Source organism: Streptomyces buecherae (assembly GCF_014295035.1).
GTDB classification, from domain to species: Bacteria; Actinomycetota; Actinomycetes; order Streptomycetales; family Streptomycetaceae; genus Streptomyces; species Streptomyces youssoufiensis.
On record NZ_CP060404.1, the window covers coordinates 7,093,700 to 7,112,294 of the forward strand.

Sequence of the window (18,595 nt, forward strand, 5' to 3'; positions counted from 1 at the left end):
GCTTGGTGGTCCAAGAGCCAGTTCGTCGGCGAGTGTTCGACGCTGGTTGCTCATGGGTGGAACGTTGACTATTCGGCATGGGGTCTTGTGATGGTTGCTAGTACTGCTCTTCGGAGCGTGGAACGCGCCAGAGCGGTGACCTTGTGTTGGGCGCGCTGTTGGGTGTCTGAGGGCATGGCCGTGAGGCTGGGTCTTCGGTTGCCGGTCCCAGTGAACTCGCCTGTTGAGGGTGGGGTGGTGGGTGGCTGGTCGTTGTTTGAGAACTGCACAGTGAACGCGAGCATCTGTGGCCAAGTTTTTAAGGGCGCACGGTGGATGCCTTGGCACCAGGAACCGATGAAGGACGTGGGAGGCCGCGATAGGCCCCGGGGAGCTGTCAACCGAGCTTTGATCCGGGGGTGTCCGAATGGGGAAACCCGGCAGTCGTCATGGGCTGTCACCCGTACCTGAATATATAGGGTATGTGGAGGGAACGCGGGGAAGTGAAACATCTCAGTACCCGCAGGAAGAGAAAACAACCGTGATTCCGGGAGTAGTGGCGAGCGAAACTGGATGAGGCTAAACCAGTCATGTGTGATACCCGGCAGGGGTTGCGTGGTTGGGGTTGTGGGATCGTACTTCGATGATCTGCCGGTCGTCGGGTGAGTCAGAAACCGTAGGTGTAGGCGAAGGGCATGCGAAAGGCCCGGCGTAGAGGGTAAGACCCCCGTAGCTGAAACATCTATGGCTTGCTTGTACGACACCCAAGTAGCACGGGGCCCGAGAAATCCCGTGTGAATCTGGCGGGACCACCCGCTAAGCCTAAATATTCCCTGGTGACCGATAGCGGATAGTACCGTGAGGGAATGGTGAAAAGTACCGCGGGAGCGGAGTGAAATAGTACCTGAAACCGTGTGCCTACAAGCCGTGGGAGCGTCGCTATGTGTGTTTACATGCATGGTCGTGACTGCGTGCCTTTTGAAGAATGAGCCTGCGAGTTTGCGGTGTGTTGCGAGGTTAACCCGTGTGGGGGAGCCGTAGCGAAAGCGAGTCCGAATAGGGCGTTGGAGTAGCACGCTCAAGACCCGAAGCGGAGTGATCTAGCCATGGGCAGGTTGAAGCGCGGGTAAGACCGTGTGGAGGACCGAACCCACCAGGGTTGAAAACCTGGGGGATGACCTGTGGTTAGGGGTGAAAGGCCAATCAAACTCCGTGATAGCTGGTTCTCCCCGAAATGCATTTAGGTGCAGCGTCGTGTGTTTCTTGCCGGAGGTAGAGCACTGGATAGGCGATGGGCCCTACCGGGTTACTGACCTTAGCCAAACTCCGAATGCCGGTAAGTGAGAGCGCGGCAGTGAGACTGTGGGGGATAAGCTCCATGGTCGAGAGGGAAACAGCCCAGAGCATCGACTAAGGCCCCTAAGCGTACGCTAAGTGGGAAAGGATGTGGAGTCGCAGAGACAACCAGGAGGTTGGCTTAGAAGCAGCCACCCTTGAAAGAGTGCGTAATAGCTCACTGGTCAAGTGATTCCGCGCCGACAATGTAGCGGGGCTCAAGCGTACCGCCGAAGTCGTGTCAATCCAGCATGTACCTCCAACGAGGGCTGGGTTGGGTAGGGGAGCGTCGTGTGCCGGGTGAAGCAGCCGCGTAAGCGAGTTGTGGATGGTTCACGAGTGAGAATGCAGGCATGAGTAGCGATTCACACGTGGGAAACGTGTGCGCCGATTGACTAAGGGTTCCTGGGTCAAGCTGATCTGCCCAGGGTAAGTCGGGACCTAAGGCGAGGCCGACAGGCGTAGTCGATGGACAACCGGTTGATATTCCGGTACCCGCTTTGAAGCGCCCAATACTGAATCTTCTGATGCTAAGGCCGTGAAGCCGCCCTGATCTCTTCGGAGTTGAGGGGAGTGGTGGAGCCGCTGACCCTAGGGGGTAGTAGGTAAGTGATGGGGTGACGCAGGAAGGTAGTCCAGCCCGGGCGGTGGTTGTCCCGGGGTAAGGGTGTAGCCCGTTGTCCAGGTAAATCCGGATGACATGAGGGTGAGACCTGATGCCGAGCCGATTGTGGTGAAGTGGATGATCCTATGCTGTCGAGAAAAGCCTCTAGCGAGTTTCATGGCGGCCCGTACCCTAAACCGACTCAGGTGGTCAGGTAGAGAATACCGAGGCGTTCGGGTGAACTATGGTTAAGGAACTCGGCAAAATGCCCCCGTAACTTCGGGAGAAGGGGGGCCATTTCTGGTGATCACTTTTGCAGTGTGAGCTGGGGGTGGCCGCAGAGACCAGCGAGAAGCGACTGTTTACTAAAAACACAGGTCCGTGCGAAGCCGTAAGGCGATGTATACGGACTGACGCCTGCCCGGTGCTGGAACGTTAAGGGGACCGGTTAGCTGACTTTCGGGTTGGCGAAGCTGAGAACTTAAGCGCCAGTAAACGGCGGTGGTAACTATAACCATCCTAAGGTAGCGAAATTCCTTGTCGGGTAAGTTCCGACCTGCACGAATGGCGTAACGACTTCTCGACTGTCTCAACCATAGGCCCGGTGAAATTGCATTACGAGTAAAGATGCTCGTTTCGCGCAGCAGGACGGAAAGACCCCGGGACCTTTACTATAGCTTGATATTGGTGTTCGGTTCGGCTTGTGTAGGATAGGTGGGAGACTGTGAAGCATGCACGCCAGTGTGTGTGGAGTCGTTGTTGAAATACCACTCTGGTCGTGCTGGATGTCTAACCTGGGTCCGTGATCCGGATCAGGGACAGTGTCTGGTGGGTAGTTTAACTGGGGCGGTTGCCTCCTAAAGGGTAACGGAGGCGCCCAAAGGTTCCCTCAGCCTGGTTGGCAATCAGGTGTTGAGTGTAAGTGCACAAGGGAGCTTGACTGTGAGACTGACGGGTCGAGCAGGGACGAAAGTCGGGACTAGTGATCCGGCGGTGGCTTGTGGAAGCGCCGTCGCTCAACGGATAAAAGGTACCCCGGGGATAACAGGCTGATCTTCCCCAAGAGTCCATATCGACGGGATGGTTTGGCACCTCGATGTCGGCTCGTCGCATCCTGGGGCTGGAGTCGGTCCCAAGGGTTGGGCTGTTCGCCCATTAAAGCGGTACGCGAGCTGGGTTTAGAACGTCGTGAGACAGTTCGGTCCCTATCCGCTGTGCGCGTAGGAGTCTTGAGAAGGGCTGTCCCTAGTACGAGAGGACCGGGACGGACGAACCTCTGGTGTGCCAGTTGTCCTGCCAAGGGCATGGCTGGTTGGCTACGTTCGGGAGGGATAACCGCTGAAAGCATCTAAGCGGGAAGCCTGCTTCGAGATGAGGGCTCCCACCCACTTGATGGGGTAAGGCTCCCAGTAGACGACTGGGTTGATAGGCCAGATATGGAAGCCTCGTAAGGGGTGGAGTTGACTGGTACTAATAGGCCGAGGGCTTGTCCTCAGTTGCTCGCGTTCACTGTGTGGTTCCCGGACTGCGAACAGTCGCACCGGTGCACCACTTAATAACCTTGTTGTTCAAGGCATTAAGTTACTCAATTGAAGAGTGTGCTTGTTCGCTAGAACCCAAAAGGGTTTCGGTGGTCATTGCGTTAGGGAAACGCCCGGTTACATTCCGAACCCGGAAGCTAAGCCTTTCAGCGCCGATGGTACTGCAGGGGGGACCCTGTGGGAGAGTAGGACGCCGCCGAACAATCTTTGACAGGACCTGTGGTCCCAGCGTTCACGCTGGGACCACAGGTCCTTTTTGTTTTGCCCGAAGCGCGCCGCCAAGTCCGGTGCGCGAGAATGATCGCAGTACCCAAAGACAGGAGTCACGCCGATGTCCACCAACTCTCCCGACGATCGATCGGATCGCGGGCCGCGCCGACGGGACGGCGGAGACCGGCGGGATTTCCGTGCCCCTGGCGGTGCGCGGCGGGACGACCGAGGAAGCAGCGGCCCGCGACGGGACGATGAGCGCGGTGGGCGTTCTGGTGGTGGCGGGTTCGCGCGGCGTGATGACCGGCCGCCGTTCCGTCGTGATGACCGGGACCGTGATCGGGACGCGCGTGGGCGTGGCGACCGGCCGCGTGGGCCGCGTCCGGACGACCGTGACCGTGGGCCCCGTCGCGACGACCGCGACCGTGGACCGCGCCGCGACGACGGACCGCGCCGTGACGACCAGCGCGGCGGCTTCCGGCGGGACGGGGACCGGCCGCGACCGGTCGGCCGGCCCGACGACCGCCGTGATGCCCGGGGCGGAGACCAGCGGCGCGATGACCGCAGCCGTGGTCCGCGCCGGGACGACGAGCGTGGCGGCTTCCGACGTGAGGGTGGTGGCGCTCGGGAAGGCTTCCAGCGCGACGACAACCGCGGTGGCTTCCGTCGGGACGACGATCGCGGTGGGTTCCGTCGCGATGACAACCGTGGTGGGTACCGCCGGGACGACCGCGGCGGGCCGCAGCGCGGCGACGACCGTGACCGTGGCGGGTTCCGCCGGGATCGGGACGACAACCGCGGTGGGTTCCGCCGCGACGACGACCGTGGTGGCTTCCGTCGGGATGACGACCGGGGTGGTCGGCGCGATGACCATCGCGGCGGGTTCCGGCGCGATGACGACCGTGGTGGCTACCGTCGGGATGACCGTGGTGGGCCGCAGCGCGGCGACGACCGTGCTCGCGGTGGCTTCCGCCGGGACCGGGATGACGAGCGTGGTGGGCGCCCTGGTGGTGGCGGGTTCGCGCGGCGTGATGACCGGCCGCCGTTCCGTCGTGATGACCGGGACCGTGATCGGGACGCGCGTGGGCGTGACGACCGGCCGCGTGGGCCGCGTCCGGACGACCGTGACCGTGGGCCCCGTCGCGACGACCGCGATCGCGGACCGCGCCGCGACGACGGACCGCGCCGCGACGACCAGCGCGGCGGCTTCCGGCGCGAGGGCTTCGACCGGGGTGGCCACGGTGGCGGGCAGCGCGACGACCGTTCCGGCGGCGCGTACCCGCGGCGTGACGACCGCTCCGGTGGCGGCTACGCCCGGCGCGATGACCGGGCCGGTGGCGGTGGCAGCGGCTACGGAAGGCGGGAGGAGCGCTCCGGCGGTGGCGGCGGCTACGGGCGGTACCGGGACGGGGAACGCTCGGGTGGCTCAGGTGGCTCGTACGGGCGGCGTGACGACCGGGCCGGTGGCGGGCACGGGCGGCGCGACGACCGGGGCGGCTTCGGCGGCCGGCGGGATGAGCGCGAGCGGGAGCCCGTACGACGGTTGCCGATCCCGGACGAGGTGACCGGCGACGAGATCGACAAGAGCGTGCGGCAGGAGCTGATGAGCCTGCCGAAGACCCTGGCCGAGGACGTGGCCAAGAACCTCGTCATGGTGGCGAAGCTGCTGGACGAGGACCCGGAGCAGGCGTACGCGTACTCGCGGATCGCGCTGCGTCTGGCCTCGCGGGTGGCGGCCGTGCGGGAGGCGGCGGGGTTCGCCTCGTACGCGACCGGGAAGTACGCGGAGGCGCTGGCCGAGTTCCGCACCGCGCGTCGGATGACCGGCTCCGCCGAGCTGTGGCCGGTCATGGCCGACTGCGAGCGGGGCATGGGGCGGCCGGAGCGGGCGCTGGCGATGGCCGGTGAGCCCGAGGTGCAGAAGCTGGACCGGGCCGGGCAGGTGGAGATGCGGCTCGTCGCGGCCGGCGCGCGCCGCGACATGGGCCAGACCGATGCCGCCGTGGTGACGTTGCAGAGTTCCGAGCTGGCCTCGTCCGCCGTCCACCCGTGGACCGCGCGGCTGCGGTACGCGTACGCCGACGCGCTGCTCGCGGTCGACCGTGCGGACGAGGCGCGCGAGTGGTTCGCGAAGGCGCTGGAGGCGGACCAGGGTGGTACGACGGACGCCTCGGACCGGCTCGCGGAGTTGGACGGCGTGGAGTTCGTCGACGTCCTGGAAGGCGAGGACGCCGAGGTGGCGGGCGAGCCGGCCGAGCGCGGCCGGGAATCGTACGAGGTCGCCGAGCGGGACGTGCCGGAGCAGGATGGTGCGGAGCGGGACGCCGCGACCGACGTGGACGACGAGCGCGGCGACGTGAGCGGTGAGCGTGGCGCGGACCTCGACCCCGAGTCCGTACCGGCCGAGGAGGCCGAGGCGGAGAGCGCTGACCGTGGCACCGATGCCGATGCCGATGCCGATGCCGATGCCGAAGCCGGTGCCGGTGCCGGTGTTGACGGTGATGTCGCGGCGGGTGAGGACGCGCCGGGTGCGGGTTCCGCTGAGGCGCGTGGCGTCGATGAGGAGGCCGCGGAGCGGCGGTCCGACGACATCTGATCGTTCGCGTGTGCGCCCGAGGGCGGAACCCATGGCGGGTTCCGCCCTCGGGCGTTTGTGGTGTGGGGCGCGGGTGGGGTCGCGTCAGGCGGTGCGGCGGATGAGGAGGACGTGGTCGGTGACCTCGGCGGTGCGTCCGTCCGGCCCGGTCGCGGTGCGGCGGGGCGTGTCGGCCCGCTCGATCCGCCAGGTGTCCGGGGCCAGGCCGATGCCGGCGGCGACCTCGCGGGGGCTCGGGAAGTGGTGGTCGGGGTCCTGGTTCCACGACCACGGCGCGGTCGAGCCGTGGTCGACGACCAGCAGCAGTCCGCCGGGGCGCAGGGCGTGCGCGGCCGAGCGCAGGACGGCCGCGCGGTCCAGGGTGTACGGGGTGTGCAGGTAGTGGGCGGAGACCAGGTCGAAGCGGCCGGGCGGGAAGGACGCGTGCAGGTCGACCCGGGCGGCGGTGACGCGGTCGCCCAGGCCGTACGAGCGGGCCAGGGTGGCCAGTCGGTCGACGGCCACGGTCGATATGTCGACGGCGGTGACGCGCCAGCCCAGGCGGGCGAGGGCCAGGGTGTCGCCGCCCTCTCCACAGCCGAGGTCCAGCGCGTCGCCGGGCGGCAGGTCGGGCACCGTCTCGGCGAGGCGGACGTTGGGCTGCGGGCCGCTGGCCGCCGGGCGGGTCGCGTAGACGTCGTCCCAGAAGGCGAGCGCGTCGGTGGTGGTGTCCATGGAGGCTCCTCGTGTCGGGGGTGCTCACTCTCGCCGGGGGTGTCGCGGTCTGGCACGGAAACTTGCGGTTCCGGCAAGATGGCGCGATGGGCGACGAGCGGGACGACGCGGTACTCGACGCGGTGGGGCCGAGGCTGCGCGCCTTGCGGCGGGCGCGTGGCCTGACGCTCGCCGGGGTCGCGGCGTCGATCGGGGTGTCGGAGAGCACGCTGTCCCGGTTGGAGAGCGGCCAGCGTCGGCCGAGTCTGGAGCTGCTGTTGCCCCTGGCGCGCGGCTACGACGTGCCGCTGGACGACCTCGTCGGCGCGCCGCGTACCGGCGACCCCCGGATTCATCTCACGCCGATCAGCCGGTTCGGGATGACTTTCGTGCCGCTGTCCCGGCGTCCGGGTGGGGTGCACGCGTTCAAGATGATCATTCCGGCCCGGCCGGCGCCGCTCGAACCGACGCCGCAGACCCACGACGGCTTCGAGTGGCTCTACGTGCTCAGCGGGCGGCTGCGGCTGGTGATCGGCGAGCGCGACCTGACGTTGCCGCCCGGTGAGGCGGCCGAGTTCGACACGTCCCTGCCGCACTGGCTGGGCAGCGCCGACGGCGGCGCGGTCGAGTTGCTCATCCTGTTCGGCCCGCAGGGCGTGCGGGCGCACGTGCGCGCCCAGACCCAGCGGTCGGTTCGGGCCGGGGGCCGGCCGTGAAGCGGGCGCGGGTGCGCCTCGCCCGTTTCACGGCTCGGCGCGCACGCCCTCAGCGGCCCGGGTGGTTGCCCGCCCACACCGTGGGGGTGCGGTCGGCCCACGGGCTGGCCTGTTCGAACTGGCCGGCGAGGCGGAAGAGGCGGTCCTCGCGGCCGTAGTCGGCGGCGAACTGCATGCCGACGGGGAGCCCCGTCGTGGGGTCGGGCGGGGCCGGCACGGACATGGCGGGGGTGCCGGCCACGTTGAAGGCCGCGGTGAACGGGGCGAGGTCGAAGAGGCGGCGGAGCCAGCCGAGGCCGTCCAGGGTCTCGGCGTCCTTGGCGTACGTGCCCAGCGGTACGGGGAGTTCCGGCAGGGTCGGGGTGAGCAGGATGTCGTGGGTCTCGAAGTACCGGGCCACGGCGCGGGAGAGGCGGTTGCGCAGCGCGAGGGCCGTGACGAACTCGGTGCCGGTGACCTGCCGGCCGTAGTGGTAGCTGGCCAGGATGGGCGGCTCCAGGGTCGAGGAGTCGATGGGGCGGCCGGTGGCGGCGGCCAGCTCGTCGATCGAGACCGCGAGGTTGGCCGTCCACTGTCGGGCGTTGGCCAGCAGGAACTCCTCCCAGTCCACCCCGAGATCGACCGTCACCTCCTCCACCCGGTGGCCGAGGGAGGCGAGGAGCCGCGCGGTGCCGGCGAGCGCGTCGGCCACCGGCGGCGCGGTGCGGTGGCCGCCCCAGGCATGGGTGAGGACGCCGACGCGAAGCGTGCCGGGGTCGCGGGTGACCTCTTCCGCGTACGGCCGGGAGGGCTGTGGGGCGACGTAGGGGTCACCGGGCTCCGGGCCGCGCATCTGGTCGAGCAGGGCGGCGCTGTCGCGCACGGTGCGGCTGACGCTGCCGTGTACGGCCAGGCCGTTGAAGATCTCGTCGAAGGCGGGGCCCGTCGAGACCCGGCCACGGGTGGGCTTGAGGCCGAAGAGGCCGTTGTACGCGGCGGGGACGCGGATCGAGCCGGCGGCGTCGGTGGCGTGGGCGATCGGGACCACCCCGGCGGCGACGGCCGCGCCGGCGCCGCCGCTGGACCCGCCCGCGCTGCGTTCCAGGTCCCAGGGGTTGCGGGTGGCGCCGTAGAAGACGGGTTCCGTCGTGGTGCTGTAGGCCAGCTCCGGGGTCGTCGTACGGCCGAACGTCACGAGGCCGGCCCGGCGGAAGCGCCGCATCAGGCTGGAGTCGGCGGCGGCGACGTGGCCGGCCGCCAGGCGGCTGCCCAGCTCCATGCGCTTGCCGGCCATGGCGACCGCGATGTCCTTGATCAGGAAGGGGACGCCGGCCAGCGGGCCGCTGCCCGGGCGGGGCGGGTCGTCGGCTTCCCAGGTCTCCACGATGGCGTTGATCCGCGGGTTGACCGCCTCGGCGGCCTCGCGGGCGGCTGCTTCGACCTCGGCGGGGGTCAGTTCGCCGTCGGCCATCAACGCGGCGAGCCCGACCGCGTCGAAGGTCACGTACTCGGTCACTCTCATCGGACACTCCCAGCAGGCAGAACGATACCGTTGCGTCCCGAGTGATACCCGACGGTATCGCTCGGGACGGACTGGTACCGTAGCAGGGCGTGGCGCGGGGCCCGCACCGGATCGGACGTCACGGAGCAGTCATGGCAGCGACCACGAGTAGGCCGAGCAGGGTGGCCAAGCTGCCGCCTCGGGAGCGCATCCTCGACGCGGCGGAGGAACTGTTCCAGCGCGAGGGCATCCGGCGGGTGGGGGTGCAGGCGATCGCGGAGCGGGCCGAGACCACCAAGATGGCGATCTACCGGCACTTCGAGACCAAGGACGCGCTGGTCGCCGAGTGGCTGCGGATCGTCGCCGCCGACTACCAGGCGGCCTTCGACCGGGTCGAGGTCGAGCACCCGGACCGGCCCCGGGAGCGGATCCTGGGCCTGGCCCGTTTCATCGCCGAGGGGCTGCCGTCGCTCTCGTACCGGGGCTGTCCGTTCATCAACTCCCTGGCCGAGCTGCCCGACCGGGCCCATCCCGCGCGGCAGGTGATCGAGGAGCACAAGGCCCGGCAGACCCGCCGACTGGTGGGCATGTGTGCCGATGCGGGGTTGCCCGATCCCGAACAGGTCGCGGCCGAGATCACGTTCGCGCTCGAAGGCGCGCAGGTCAGCATGCAGAACGGCAGCATCGACCGGGTGGGGGAGCGGCTGCTGCGGATCGTCGCGGGGATCGTCGACCGCCACCGCCCCCCGCGCGGCGCCGCCCGGCCGGCCACCGACTGACCGCCGCGCACGCGGGGCCTGGCCGGGTCAACCGGCCGCGCGTGCGCCCCGGTTGGGCGCGGCGGCCGGCCGTCGGGGCCGGGGCCGGATCAGCCCAGTTCGAGGCTGCGCAGGACCAGGCCGGTGGCGGGCTTGGGCCCGAACGACGTGGACTTGTGCGGCATGGCCACGCCCTGCCGCGCGAGGTCGCGTACGACGCCCTCCTCGACGGGGCGCATCAGCACCGCCGTTCCGCCGTGCCGCTCCGTCTGTTCCACGGCGGCGGTGGCGTCGTGGATGTACCCGATGTGCTCCGGGGCGTCGGAGATCCGCCAGACGCGGTCGAGCAGCAGCGCGTGCAACACCGTCGCGTCCAACGTGCGCCACGCCTCCGGGCGGTCCCGTGGGACGGCCGCGTCCAGCAGGGCCGGGTCGGGCCGGTCCAGGAGGTGGAAGCGGCCACCGCCCGCGAGGAGGAAGGCGTTGCGCGGGGCGCCGGCCCGCGCGGCCTCGTCCTGGGCCGTGGCCAGGGCGTCGAGGGCGGCGGTCAGCGGGCCGGCCACGGGGCGGACGCGGAAGGCGTCGCCGACGGCGGCGAGGGCGTCGGCGGGGGACAACCGCCGCAGCAGCCGGTGGATGGCGCGGACCCGCAACGGGTAGCGGGCGCTGTCCACGAGCAGCACTAGGCCGAAGTCCCAGGGCCCGGGATCGCGCCGCTCGTCCCGCAGCCGCAGGTAGGTGGCCCAGCGGTGGTGGCCGTCGGCGATCAGGGCCTGGCGCTGGCGCAGGTCGGAGGTGGCCTCGGCGATCTCGGCCGGGTCGGCGATCCGCCACAGCCGGTGGGCGACCCCGTCCTCGGTGGTGGTGGCGAGCAGCGGCGGGCGGCGCACCGCGCGGTCGATGACCGCGCTCGCGCCGGGCGCGGCCTCCGGGACGTGGCCGCCCGACCGGGCCCCGCCCCCGTTCAGCGCGTCGGCCCCGTGCGCGCCGGCCTCGTGCCCGTCGTAGGAGAGCAGCAGCGGTTCGAGGTTGGCCGCGGTCGCCCGCATCAGGGCGGCCCGGTCCTCGACGACGTGCGGCATGACGTTCTCGTGCGGGAGGACGACGCCCTCCCGTGGCGGGCTCAGCCGCAGGGCGCCGATCAGCCCGCGCTGGAGCAGCCCCTGGTCGCGCTGTTCGTAGACGTACAGTGCCGGCTCCGGATCGGGGGTCAGCACGCCCTCCGCCTGCCAGCGGCGCAGCGTCTGCGCGGCCTGCTGGTGGCGGGCCGTGGGCTCCCCGGTCTGCGGGAGGATCAGGCGGACGATGTTGTACGGGTCGGCCGTCTCCAGATGCCGCAGACCGTCCGGCCGCACGACGACGTCGTAGGGCGGCGAGGTGACGGCGGCAAGGCTGCTGACTCGCTCCGAGGCGTACCGCAGGCCACGGAACGGGGCGAGCTGAAGACCTTGCCCGACAGGTCCTGGAGTGCTCATTGGGGAATGCTATGCCGCTCCACAGGATGCGCGATGATCGGGGGACAAACATATGAGCCTATGAGGAGCGACGACCCCATGAGCGAGAGCACTCGTACTCGACCTGGCGACAGCGCGCGACCGCTACACGAGGCGTATGACACTGCACTCCTCGACCTGGACGGGGTCGTGTACGCGGGCGGGGAGGCCATCGCGCACGCGGTGGAGTCGCTGGACGTCGCTCGGGCGGCCGGGATGCACCTGGCGTACGTCACCAACAACGCGCTGCGCACCCCGCAGACCGTCGCCGAGCACCTGACCAGCCTGGGCGCGCCCGCGCAGCCCGATGACGTGATCAACTCGGCGCAGGCGGTGGCCCGGCTCATCTCCGAGCAGGTGCCGGCGGGCGCGCAGGTGCTGGCCATCGGCGGCGAGGGGCTTCGGGTGGCGCTGCGCGAGCGCGGCCTGGTGCCGGTGGACTCGGCCGACGCGGACATCGCGGCGGTGGTGCAGGGGTACGGCGGGCCGCAGCAGCCCTGGGAGCGGCTGATGGAGGCGGGGTACGCCGTGGCGCGCGGCGTGCCGTGGTTCGCCTCCAACACCGACCTGACCATCCCCACGGCCCGGGGCATCGCGCCCGGCAACGGCGCGGCGGTGGAGGTCGTACGGTTCGTCGCCGGCGGGGCCCCGCAGGTCGCGGGCAAGCCGCAGCCGCCGATGCACCGCGAGACCATCCTGCGCACCGGGGCCAAGCACCCGTTGGTCGTCGGCGACCGGTTGGACACCGACATCGAGGGGGCCAACGGTGGGGGCGTGGACTCCCTGCTCGTGCTCACCGGGGTGACCGACGCGGCGCAGCTCCTGGCCGCCGAGCCCGTGCACCGGCCGACGTTCGTCGCCGCCGACCTGCGCGGGATGCTGACGGCACACCCGGAGGTGCGGGCCACGGACGAGGGGTTCGCCTGCGGCGGCTGGACCGCCCGGGTACGGGACGCGCGGGCGGAGATCGACGGTGCGGGCGACCCGCTGGACGGGCTGCGGGCGCTGTGCGCGGCGACCTGGACCGCGAACGACGCGGATCGCGAGCGCACCGGTGAGCCGGCCAGGCGCGCGGGCGGGGCCGGGCCGGGCCTGAGCGCGGCCCACCGGGACGGCCACCGGATCAACGCCGACAAGGCGCTGGCGAAGCTGGGCCTGTGAGCGCCGCCGCGCGTTGAGGCCGCGCCGGGCCGGGCGCGCCGGCGCCCGGGGTCGGGCGCCGGCGCGTGCCAGCGGGGGCGGGGCCTGGCGTCGAAGCGGGCCAGCGGGGCGGCCCCGGGGCGGGGGCCACGGGCCGCCCCGACGCTCGGGCGGTGTCGCCTTACTCGTCCCCGGCGTCCGCGACGTCGTCCGTCTCGTCGGCCTCCTGGTCGAGGAGCTGGTCCTCGCTGGTGCCCTGCCGCCAGTAGCCGGTGAACTTGACCGCCCTGCGGTCGAAGCCGCGCTCGCCGACCAGGTGGCGACGGAGCGCGCGAACGGTGCTGGACTCGCCCGCGACCCAGGCGTACGGGGTGCCGTCGGGCAGCTCGGCGGCGCGCACCGCGTCCAGCGTGCGCTGGCCGTGCGCGAGCTGGACGTCGGCGGCGGCCGGTTCGGGCGCGGGGGTCTCGTCGCGCACGAGCCAGGTGACGTCCGCGTCGGCCTTGGTCGGGAGGGCCTGGCGGTCCTCGGCGTGCTGGACCTCGATCCACACCTTGGCGGGCGTGCCGGCCGGCAGCCAGGCGAGGGTGCTGGCCACGGCGGGCAGCGCCGTCTCGTCCGCCGTGATCAGCACCCAGGTGGTGGCCGGCCGCGGGTTGCCGCGCGCGTCGGTCGCGGGAACGCCGCCGAGGCCGGGGGGCTGGAAGTCCACCCCGCCGTTCTCCTCGGCACTCGGGCCGAGGAGGGTCACCCGGTCGCCGGGGGCCGCGGTGGCGGCCCAGCGGGAGGCGGGGCCGGTGTCGCCGTGGAGGGCGAAGTCGATGTCCACCTCGTGCGGGTCGCGGCGGTGTTCGCGCACGGTGTAGGTGCGCATGACGCCGCGTACGGCCGGGTCCATCGCGCGCCACTCCGGGTACCAGGACAGGTCGGCGGAGCGCGGCACCACCGGGGCCTCCTGGCCCGGCTGCGGCAGGAAGATCTTGAGCCGCTGGTCCCGCCCCCCGTTGACGAAGGAGGCCAGCTCCGGGCCGCCGAAGGTGACGCGCACGAAGCTGGGGCTCAGTCGCTCGGCCCGGACGACCCGCAGGTCAAAGAAGCTGTAGGGCGTGTTCGCCATGGTGGTTCCCTTCGGTCATGGGGTGGGGCTGCTGCCTGCGGGCAGGCGGTGCTGGGTGTGTCGCGTGCTGGGTGTCCTGCGTGCTGCGTCTGCGTGTCCTGCGTGTGCGCGCCGGGCGTTCGGCGGCTGGTGTGGGGGCTGGGGTCGCGGGGGTGAGGCCGCGCGGTTCCCGGCGGGCCGCCCGGGCCGGGATGCTCGGGTGCCTCAGCCGCCCTTGACCTCCCTGGCCTCCCGTACGGCCTTGGCCAGTGCCTCCAGGTGGGGCGCGAAGCCGGCGTAGGAGAGGCGGGGCTCGTAGGCCCACGGGACGACCTGGCCGGCCCTGACCGCCGGCAGTCGCCGCCAGGTGGGCTTGGCCTTCAGGTCGGCCGGCTGGAGGGACTGGCTCCGGTTGTCCAGGAGGATCAGGTCGGCGTCGTAGGCGTCGGCGTTCTCCCAGCTCAGGTTCTCGAAGAAGCCCTGGCCGCTGACCTTGTCGGGCGTGACGAGTTCGACGCCCAGCTCCTTGAAGTAGGTGAGGTCGGCGTACACCTTGGGGTCGGAGACGTAGAGGAGGTCGTTGCTGGCGGAGACGGCGAGGACCCGCAGGCCGCGCCGTTCCCGGGCGGCCCGGCGCAGGCTCTCGGAGGCGCGCTCGAAGCGGGCCTTGGCGTCGGTGACCCGGCGCGACCCCAGGTCGGCGCCCAGCGACGCGGCGAGCGCCGCGTACCGCTGGACGACGGCGGGCAGCGAGGTGTGGGACGCGGCGAGGCCGACGACGTTGGGGGACAGGTCGAGGATCTTCTCGCGGCTGTCCTCCGGGACGAACCACAGGTCGTCCTTGGCGTACATGTTGGTGACCAGCAGGTCCGGCCGGAGGGCCGCGTACTTCTCGATGCTGAACTCGCCCCAGGTGTCGCCGATGACGGTCGTCTTGTCGACATCGAGTTCGCCGGCGAGCACCTCCGGCCTGCCGTCCTCGCGCTTGGTCGGGCCGAAGACGCCGACGCACTCCACGCCGAAGTCGTGCAGGGCGGCGGCGGTGCCGACGTAGGCGACGATGTTCCTCGGCGTCGTCTCGGCCTTGGCGGTGACGCCACGGTCGTCCTTGAAGGCCCACGGGCCGCGCTGGCCGCCCGGGCCCGACGGGTCGTCGGCGCGGTTTCCGGCGCCCTTGTCGCTCTTGTCGTCCTTGCCGCAGGCGGCGAGCAGGGCGCCGGCGCCGAGCGCGCCACCGAGGGCGAGCAGGCCGCGGCGGGACATCGACGGTGCGGTGCGAGACGGGGTCATGGGATTCCTTTGGCCGGTCGCGTGCGGTGCGCCGGGCGCGGTCGGCGCACCGGGTCCGCTCCGGGGCTGGTCGGGGGCGGCGCGGGGCCGCCGCGGGGCGCCGGGCGGGTTCTTCGGTGGGGGTCGCGGGACGGCGTGTCGGCGTGGTGGTCGTGTGGCCGCGGCGAGTTGGGGGAGCCGGGCTGGTGAGGGTCGGGGACGGGGTACGGCGTACGCGGCTCGACAACGTACGCCAAACGAGGGTTAGGCTAACCTAACCTTCTGTGGGGTGGCGGGTCTGGTCGCCCCGTTGTCCCAAGAGGTGGAGTTCCGCGTGACCGTGGTGAGCCCCGTGACGGCCGCGGCGCCGACGGGGGCGGAGACTCCCGAGCCCCCGCCTCGCCGCCGCCGCGCGGCCCGGGCGGCCGGACTGGCCGTCGCGCTCGGCGTGCTGCTGCTCGTGCTCGCGGCCAGCGTCGCCGTCGGCGCCAAGCCGCTCGCCCTCGGTGAGGTGTGGCACGGCCTCGCGCACTACTCCGGAACCGACGCCGACGTCGTGGTCCGCGACGTGCGGCTGCCGCGCACGCTGCTCGGCCTGCTGGTGGGCGTCGGCCTCGGCCTGGCCGGCGCGGTGATGCAGGCCCTGACCCGCAACCCGCTCGCCGAGCCCGGCATCCTCGGCGTCAACGCCGGCGCCAGCGCCGCCGTCGTCTCCGCCATCAGCTTCCTCGGCGTCACCTCGCCGACCGGGTACGTCTGGTTCGCGTTCCTGGGCGCCGCGGTCGTCTCCGTGCTCGTGTACGCGCTCGGCGGCAGCCGCGGCGCGACGCCGGTGCGGCTCGCGCTCGCCGGGACCGCGGTCACCGCCGCCCTCTTCGGGTACGTGCAGGCCGTGCAGCTCCTGGACTCGGCCGCGCTGAACACGATGCGCTTCTGGACGGTCGGCTCGCTCGCCGCCGCCAACGAGGACGTGCTGAGCCAGACGGCGCCCTTCCTCGCGGCCGGCGCCCTGCTCGCGCTCGCCCTGGGCCGACCCCTGAACGCCATCGCGCTCGGCGACGACGCGGCCCGCGCCCTGGGCGCGCGGCTGAACCGCACCCGCGTCCTCGCCGTGCTCGCCATCACCCTGCTGTGCGGCGCGGCCACCGCGGCCTGCGGCCCGATCGCCTTCGTCGGCCTCCTCGTACCGCACCTGGTCCGCGCGCTCACCGGCCCCGACGTGCGCTGGACGCTGGCGTACGCGGCCGTGCTCGCGCCCGTCCTGCTGCTGGGCGCCGACATCGTCGGGCGCGTCATCGCCCGACCCGGCGAACTCCAGGTCGGCGTCGTCACCACGCTCATCGGCGGCCCGGCCTTCATCTACCTCGTACGCCGCCGAAGGCTGGCCCACCTGTGAACGCCGACGACCAGCCCACCGCCCGCACCACCGCCGACCAGCCCACCGGCGGCGGCAAGCCGCGCCCCGGCGGCGCTGCCCAGGGCACGAGCGCTGCCCAGGGCACAGGCGCTGTCCAGGGTAGACACGCCCCGGCGGGCCGCCGTGCCCGTGGCCCGGCTCCGGCCCGTACGCCCGCCGCCGGCGCGCGCCCCGGCAGCGGGTCGGCCGGGCGCGGCCACCGGCGGAGCGCCACGCTGCGCACCCGGGGCGGCCTCTCGGTCCGGGTGGACGTGCGGGCGAGCCTGGTCGGGCTGGCGCTGACGACGCTCGCCCTGGCCATGGGCGTGGTGCTGATCGGCACCGGCGACTACCCCATCGGCTTCGCCGACGCGGTGCGCACCCTGCTCGGTGACGGCACCGTCGCCCAGGACTACATCGTGCGCGAACTGCGGCTGCCCCGCGTGCTGGTGGCGCTGCTGGTCGGCGCCGCGCTCGGGCTCGCCGGCGCCGTCTTCCAGAGCCTGGCGCGCAACCCGCTGGGCAGTCCGGACGTCATCGGCTTCGGCCAGGGCTCGGCGGCCGGCGCGCTCACCGTGATCGTGCTCTTCCAGGGCACCAGCGCCCAGGTCGCCGCCGGCGCCGTGCTCGGCGGGCTGCTCACCGGCCTGGCCGTGTACGCGCTGGCCTGGCGGCGGGGCATCCAGGGCTACCGGCTGGTGCTGGTCGGCATCGGCGCCGCGGCCATGCTCAGCGCCGTCAACGGCTATCTGCTCACCAAGGCGGAGCTGGTGGACGCCGCGCGCGCCGTCGTCTGGCTCACCGGCTCGCTGGGCGGCCGCGACTGGGACCAGGTCTGGCCGCTGCTCCTGGTGTGCGCCGTGCTCGTGCCGGTGGTCATCGGCCACGCCCGGGCCCTGCGGATGCTGGAACTGGGCGACGACAGCGCGTACGCCCTCGGGGTACGCGTCGAGCGCACCCGGCTGGTCATGCTGCTGGCCGCCGTCCTGCTCACCGCCGCCGCGACGGCCGCGGCGGGCCCGGTCGCCTTCGTCGCGCTGACCTCGCCGCAACTGGCCCGCCGGCTGACCCGGTCGCCGGGCCCGAACCTGCTGCCCGCCGCCTGCATGGGGGCGGCCCTGCTGGTCACGGCCGACTGGGGCACGCAGCGGGCGTTCGGCGCCGACCAGCTCCCGGTCGGCGTGCTCACCGGGATGCTCGGCGGCACGTACCTGCTGTGGCTGCTGGTGGCGGAGCGCCGGGCGGGCCGGGTATGAGGGGCGGCGGGGGCGCACGGGCGCCCGGCGAGCCCGGCGGCCCCGGCCGCGCCGCGAGCACTGGCACCGACGACGACAAGGACACCGAGACCACCGTGGCTTCCTCTTCCGCATCCCCCGTGGCACCCGACGCGCGACAGCGGCTCACCGGGCAGGACCTCACCCTCGCCTACGACCGGCGCACCGTGGCCGAGCACCTGTCCGTGTCGATACCCGACCACTCCTTCACGGTCGTGGTCGGGCCGAACGCCTGCGGCAAGTCCACGCTGCTGCGCGCCCTGTCGCGGATGCTCAAGCCGACGGCGGGCTCGGTGCTGCTCGACGGGCAGGCCATCTCGTCCCTGCCGGCGAAGAAGGTCGCCAGGACCCTGGGGCTGCTGCCGCAGTCGTCCATCGCGCCGGACGGCATCACGGTGGCCGACCTGGTGGCGCGGGGCCGCTACCCGCACCAGGGGCTGCTGCGGCAGTGGTCGGAGACGGACGAGCGGATCGTCGACGAGTCGATGGCGGCCACCGGCGTCGCCGAACTGGCGGATCGCTTTGTCGACGAACTCTCCGGCGGGCAGCGGCAGCGGGTGTGGATCGCGATGGCCATCGCCCAGCAGACGCCGCTGCTGCTGCTGGACGAGCCGACCACCTACCTCGACATCCAGCACCAGATCGACGTGCTCGACCTCTGCGCCGAGCTGCACGAGGAGCAGGGCCGCACGCTGGTGGCCGTCCTGCACGACCTCAACCACGCGGCCCGGTACGCCACGCACCTGATCGCCATGCGGGACGGCGAGATCGTCGCCGAGGGCGAGCCGGGCGAGATCGTCACGGCCGAGCTGGTGGAGCGGGTCTTCGGCCTGCGCTGCCAGGTGATCGAGGACCCGGAGAGCGGCACGCCCCTGGTCATCCCCGCCGCCCGCCGCCCGCGCCGCCAGGCCACGGCCGTACCGGAGCCGGCCACCGGGACGAAGGACGCCCAGGCCCCCGAGCGGGTGGCGGCCGGGGAACCGACGCCGGGTCGCTGAGCACCGGGGCGCTGGCC

12 protein-coding genes, 2 rRNA genes and 1 pseudogene are annotated in these 18,595 nt (G+C 71.6%); 9 read left to right on the forward strand and 6 right to left on the reverse strand.

All coding sequences use genetic code 11. From position 1 onward, the window contains the following. Positions 1-288 precede the first annotated feature (288 nt). A 23S ribosomal RNA gene (locus tag H7H31_RS28320) occupies positions 289-3,412 on the forward strand. A gap of 132 nt (positions 3,413-3,544) precedes the next feature. Further along, positions 3,545-3,661: ribosomal RNA gene (rrf, locus tag H7H31_RS28325) — 5S ribosomal RNA — on the forward strand. Positions 3,662-3,691: 30 nt separating this feature from the next. On the opposite strand, the gene H7H31_RS34875 is transcribed toward rrf, so the two are convergent. Beyond that, positions 3,692-4,909, reverse strand: a complete 1,218-nt coding sequence (locus tag H7H31_RS34875; RefSeq protein ID WP_187063838.1) for a hypothetical protein — start codon at positions 4,907-4,909, stop codon at positions 3,692-3,694. Positions 4,910-5,257: 348 nt separating this feature from the next. On the opposite strand from H7H31_RS34875, the pseudogene H7H31_RS35090 reads away from it, so the two are divergent. Further along, positions 5,258-5,888: pseudogene (locus H7H31_RS35090) on the forward strand (hypothetical protein); the annotation flags it as partial. A 461-nt stretch (positions 5,889-6,349) separates the two neighbouring features. On the opposite strand, the gene H7H31_RS28340 reads toward H7H31_RS35090, so the two are convergent. Beyond that, a complete protein-coding gene (locus H7H31_RS28340) occupies positions 6,350-6,979 on the reverse strand; it encodes a class I SAM-dependent methyltransferase (protein ID WP_187063840.1) in 630 nt (209 codons plus the stop codon). 86 nt (positions 6,980-7,065) lie between these two features. Here H7H31_RS28340 and H7H31_RS28345 point away from each other — a divergent pair, with 86 nt between their 5' ends. Further along, positions 7,066-7,674, forward strand: a complete 609-nt coding sequence (locus tag H7H31_RS28345; RefSeq protein ID WP_187063841.1) for a helix-turn-helix domain-containing protein — start codon at positions 7,066-7,068, stop codon at positions 7,672-7,674. A gap of 49 nt (positions 7,675-7,723) precedes the next feature. Here the strand turns inward: H7H31_RS28345 and H7H31_RS28350 are convergent, their stop codons facing one another. Further along, positions 7,724-9,175, reverse strand: coding sequence for an amidase (locus H7H31_RS28350; protein WP_187063842.1), 1,452 nt, complete (start codon positions 9,173-9,175; stop codon positions 7,724-7,726). Positions 9,176-9,306: 131 nt separating this feature from the next. Between H7H31_RS28350 and H7H31_RS28355 the strand changes: the two genes are divergently transcribed. Beyond that, positions 9,307-9,933 carry a TetR/AcrR family transcriptional regulator gene (locus tag H7H31_RS28355; protein ID WP_187063843.1) on the forward strand — a complete coding sequence of 209 codons (627 nt, stop codon included), beginning with the start codon at positions 9,307-9,309 and terminating at the stop codon, positions 9,931-9,933. 89 nt (positions 9,934-10,022) lie between these two features. Here the strand turns inward: H7H31_RS28355 and H7H31_RS28360 are convergent, their stop codons facing one another. Beyond that, on the reverse strand, positions 10,023-11,387 hold the full coding sequence (locus H7H31_RS28360) for a DUF1015 domain-containing protein (protein WP_187063844.1): 1,365 nt from the start codon (positions 11,385-11,387) through the stop codon (positions 10,023-10,025). A gap of 78 nt (positions 11,388-11,465) precedes the next feature. Between H7H31_RS28360 and H7H31_RS28365 the strand changes: the two genes are divergently transcribed. Next, positions 11,466-12,566 (forward strand): HAD hydrolase-like protein, encoded by a 1,101-nt coding sequence (locus H7H31_RS28365; RefSeq protein WP_187063845.1) that lies wholly within the window; start codon positions 11,466-11,468, stop codon positions 12,564-12,566. A 160-nt stretch (positions 12,567-12,726) separates the two neighbouring features. On the opposite strand, the gene H7H31_RS28370 is transcribed toward H7H31_RS28365, so the two are convergent. Then, entirely contained in the window at positions 12,727-13,662 is a 936-nt protein-coding gene (locus H7H31_RS28370) for a siderophore-interacting protein (RefSeq protein ID WP_187063846.1), read from the reverse strand. A gap of 204 nt (positions 13,663-13,866) precedes the next feature. Continuing rightward, the gene (locus tag H7H31_RS28375; protein ID WP_187063847.1) at positions 13,867-14,931 is read right to left on the reverse strand and encodes an ABC transporter substrate-binding protein; all 1,065 of its coding nucleotides are present in this window, start codon (positions 14,929-14,931) and stop codon (positions 13,867-13,869) included. A gap of 331 nt (positions 14,932-15,262) precedes the next feature. Between H7H31_RS28375 and H7H31_RS28380 the strand changes: the two genes are divergently transcribed. The 3 genes from H7H31_RS28380 (at position 15,263) to H7H31_RS28390 (ending at position 18,578) form a co-directional block, all read left to right on the forward strand. Next, complete coding sequence (locus tag H7H31_RS28380; RefSeq protein WP_232110380.1) at positions 15,263-16,306, forward strand: FecCD family ABC transporter permease; 1,044 nt, start codon at positions 15,263-15,265, stop codon at positions 16,304-16,306. Between the two features lie 236 nt (positions 16,307-16,542). Next, the gene (locus H7H31_RS28385) at positions 16,543-17,562 is read left to right on the forward strand and encodes a FecCD family ABC transporter permease (protein WP_187060010.1); all 1,020 of its coding nucleotides are present in this window, start codon (positions 16,543-16,545) and stop codon (positions 17,560-17,562) included. A gap of 95 nt (positions 17,563-17,657) precedes the next feature. Further along, positions 17,658-18,578 (forward strand): ABC transporter ATP-binding protein, encoded by a 921-nt coding sequence (locus H7H31_RS28390; RefSeq protein WP_232110125.1) that lies wholly within the window; start codon positions 17,658-17,660, stop codon positions 18,576-18,578. Positions 18,579-18,595 lie beyond the last annotated feature (17 nt).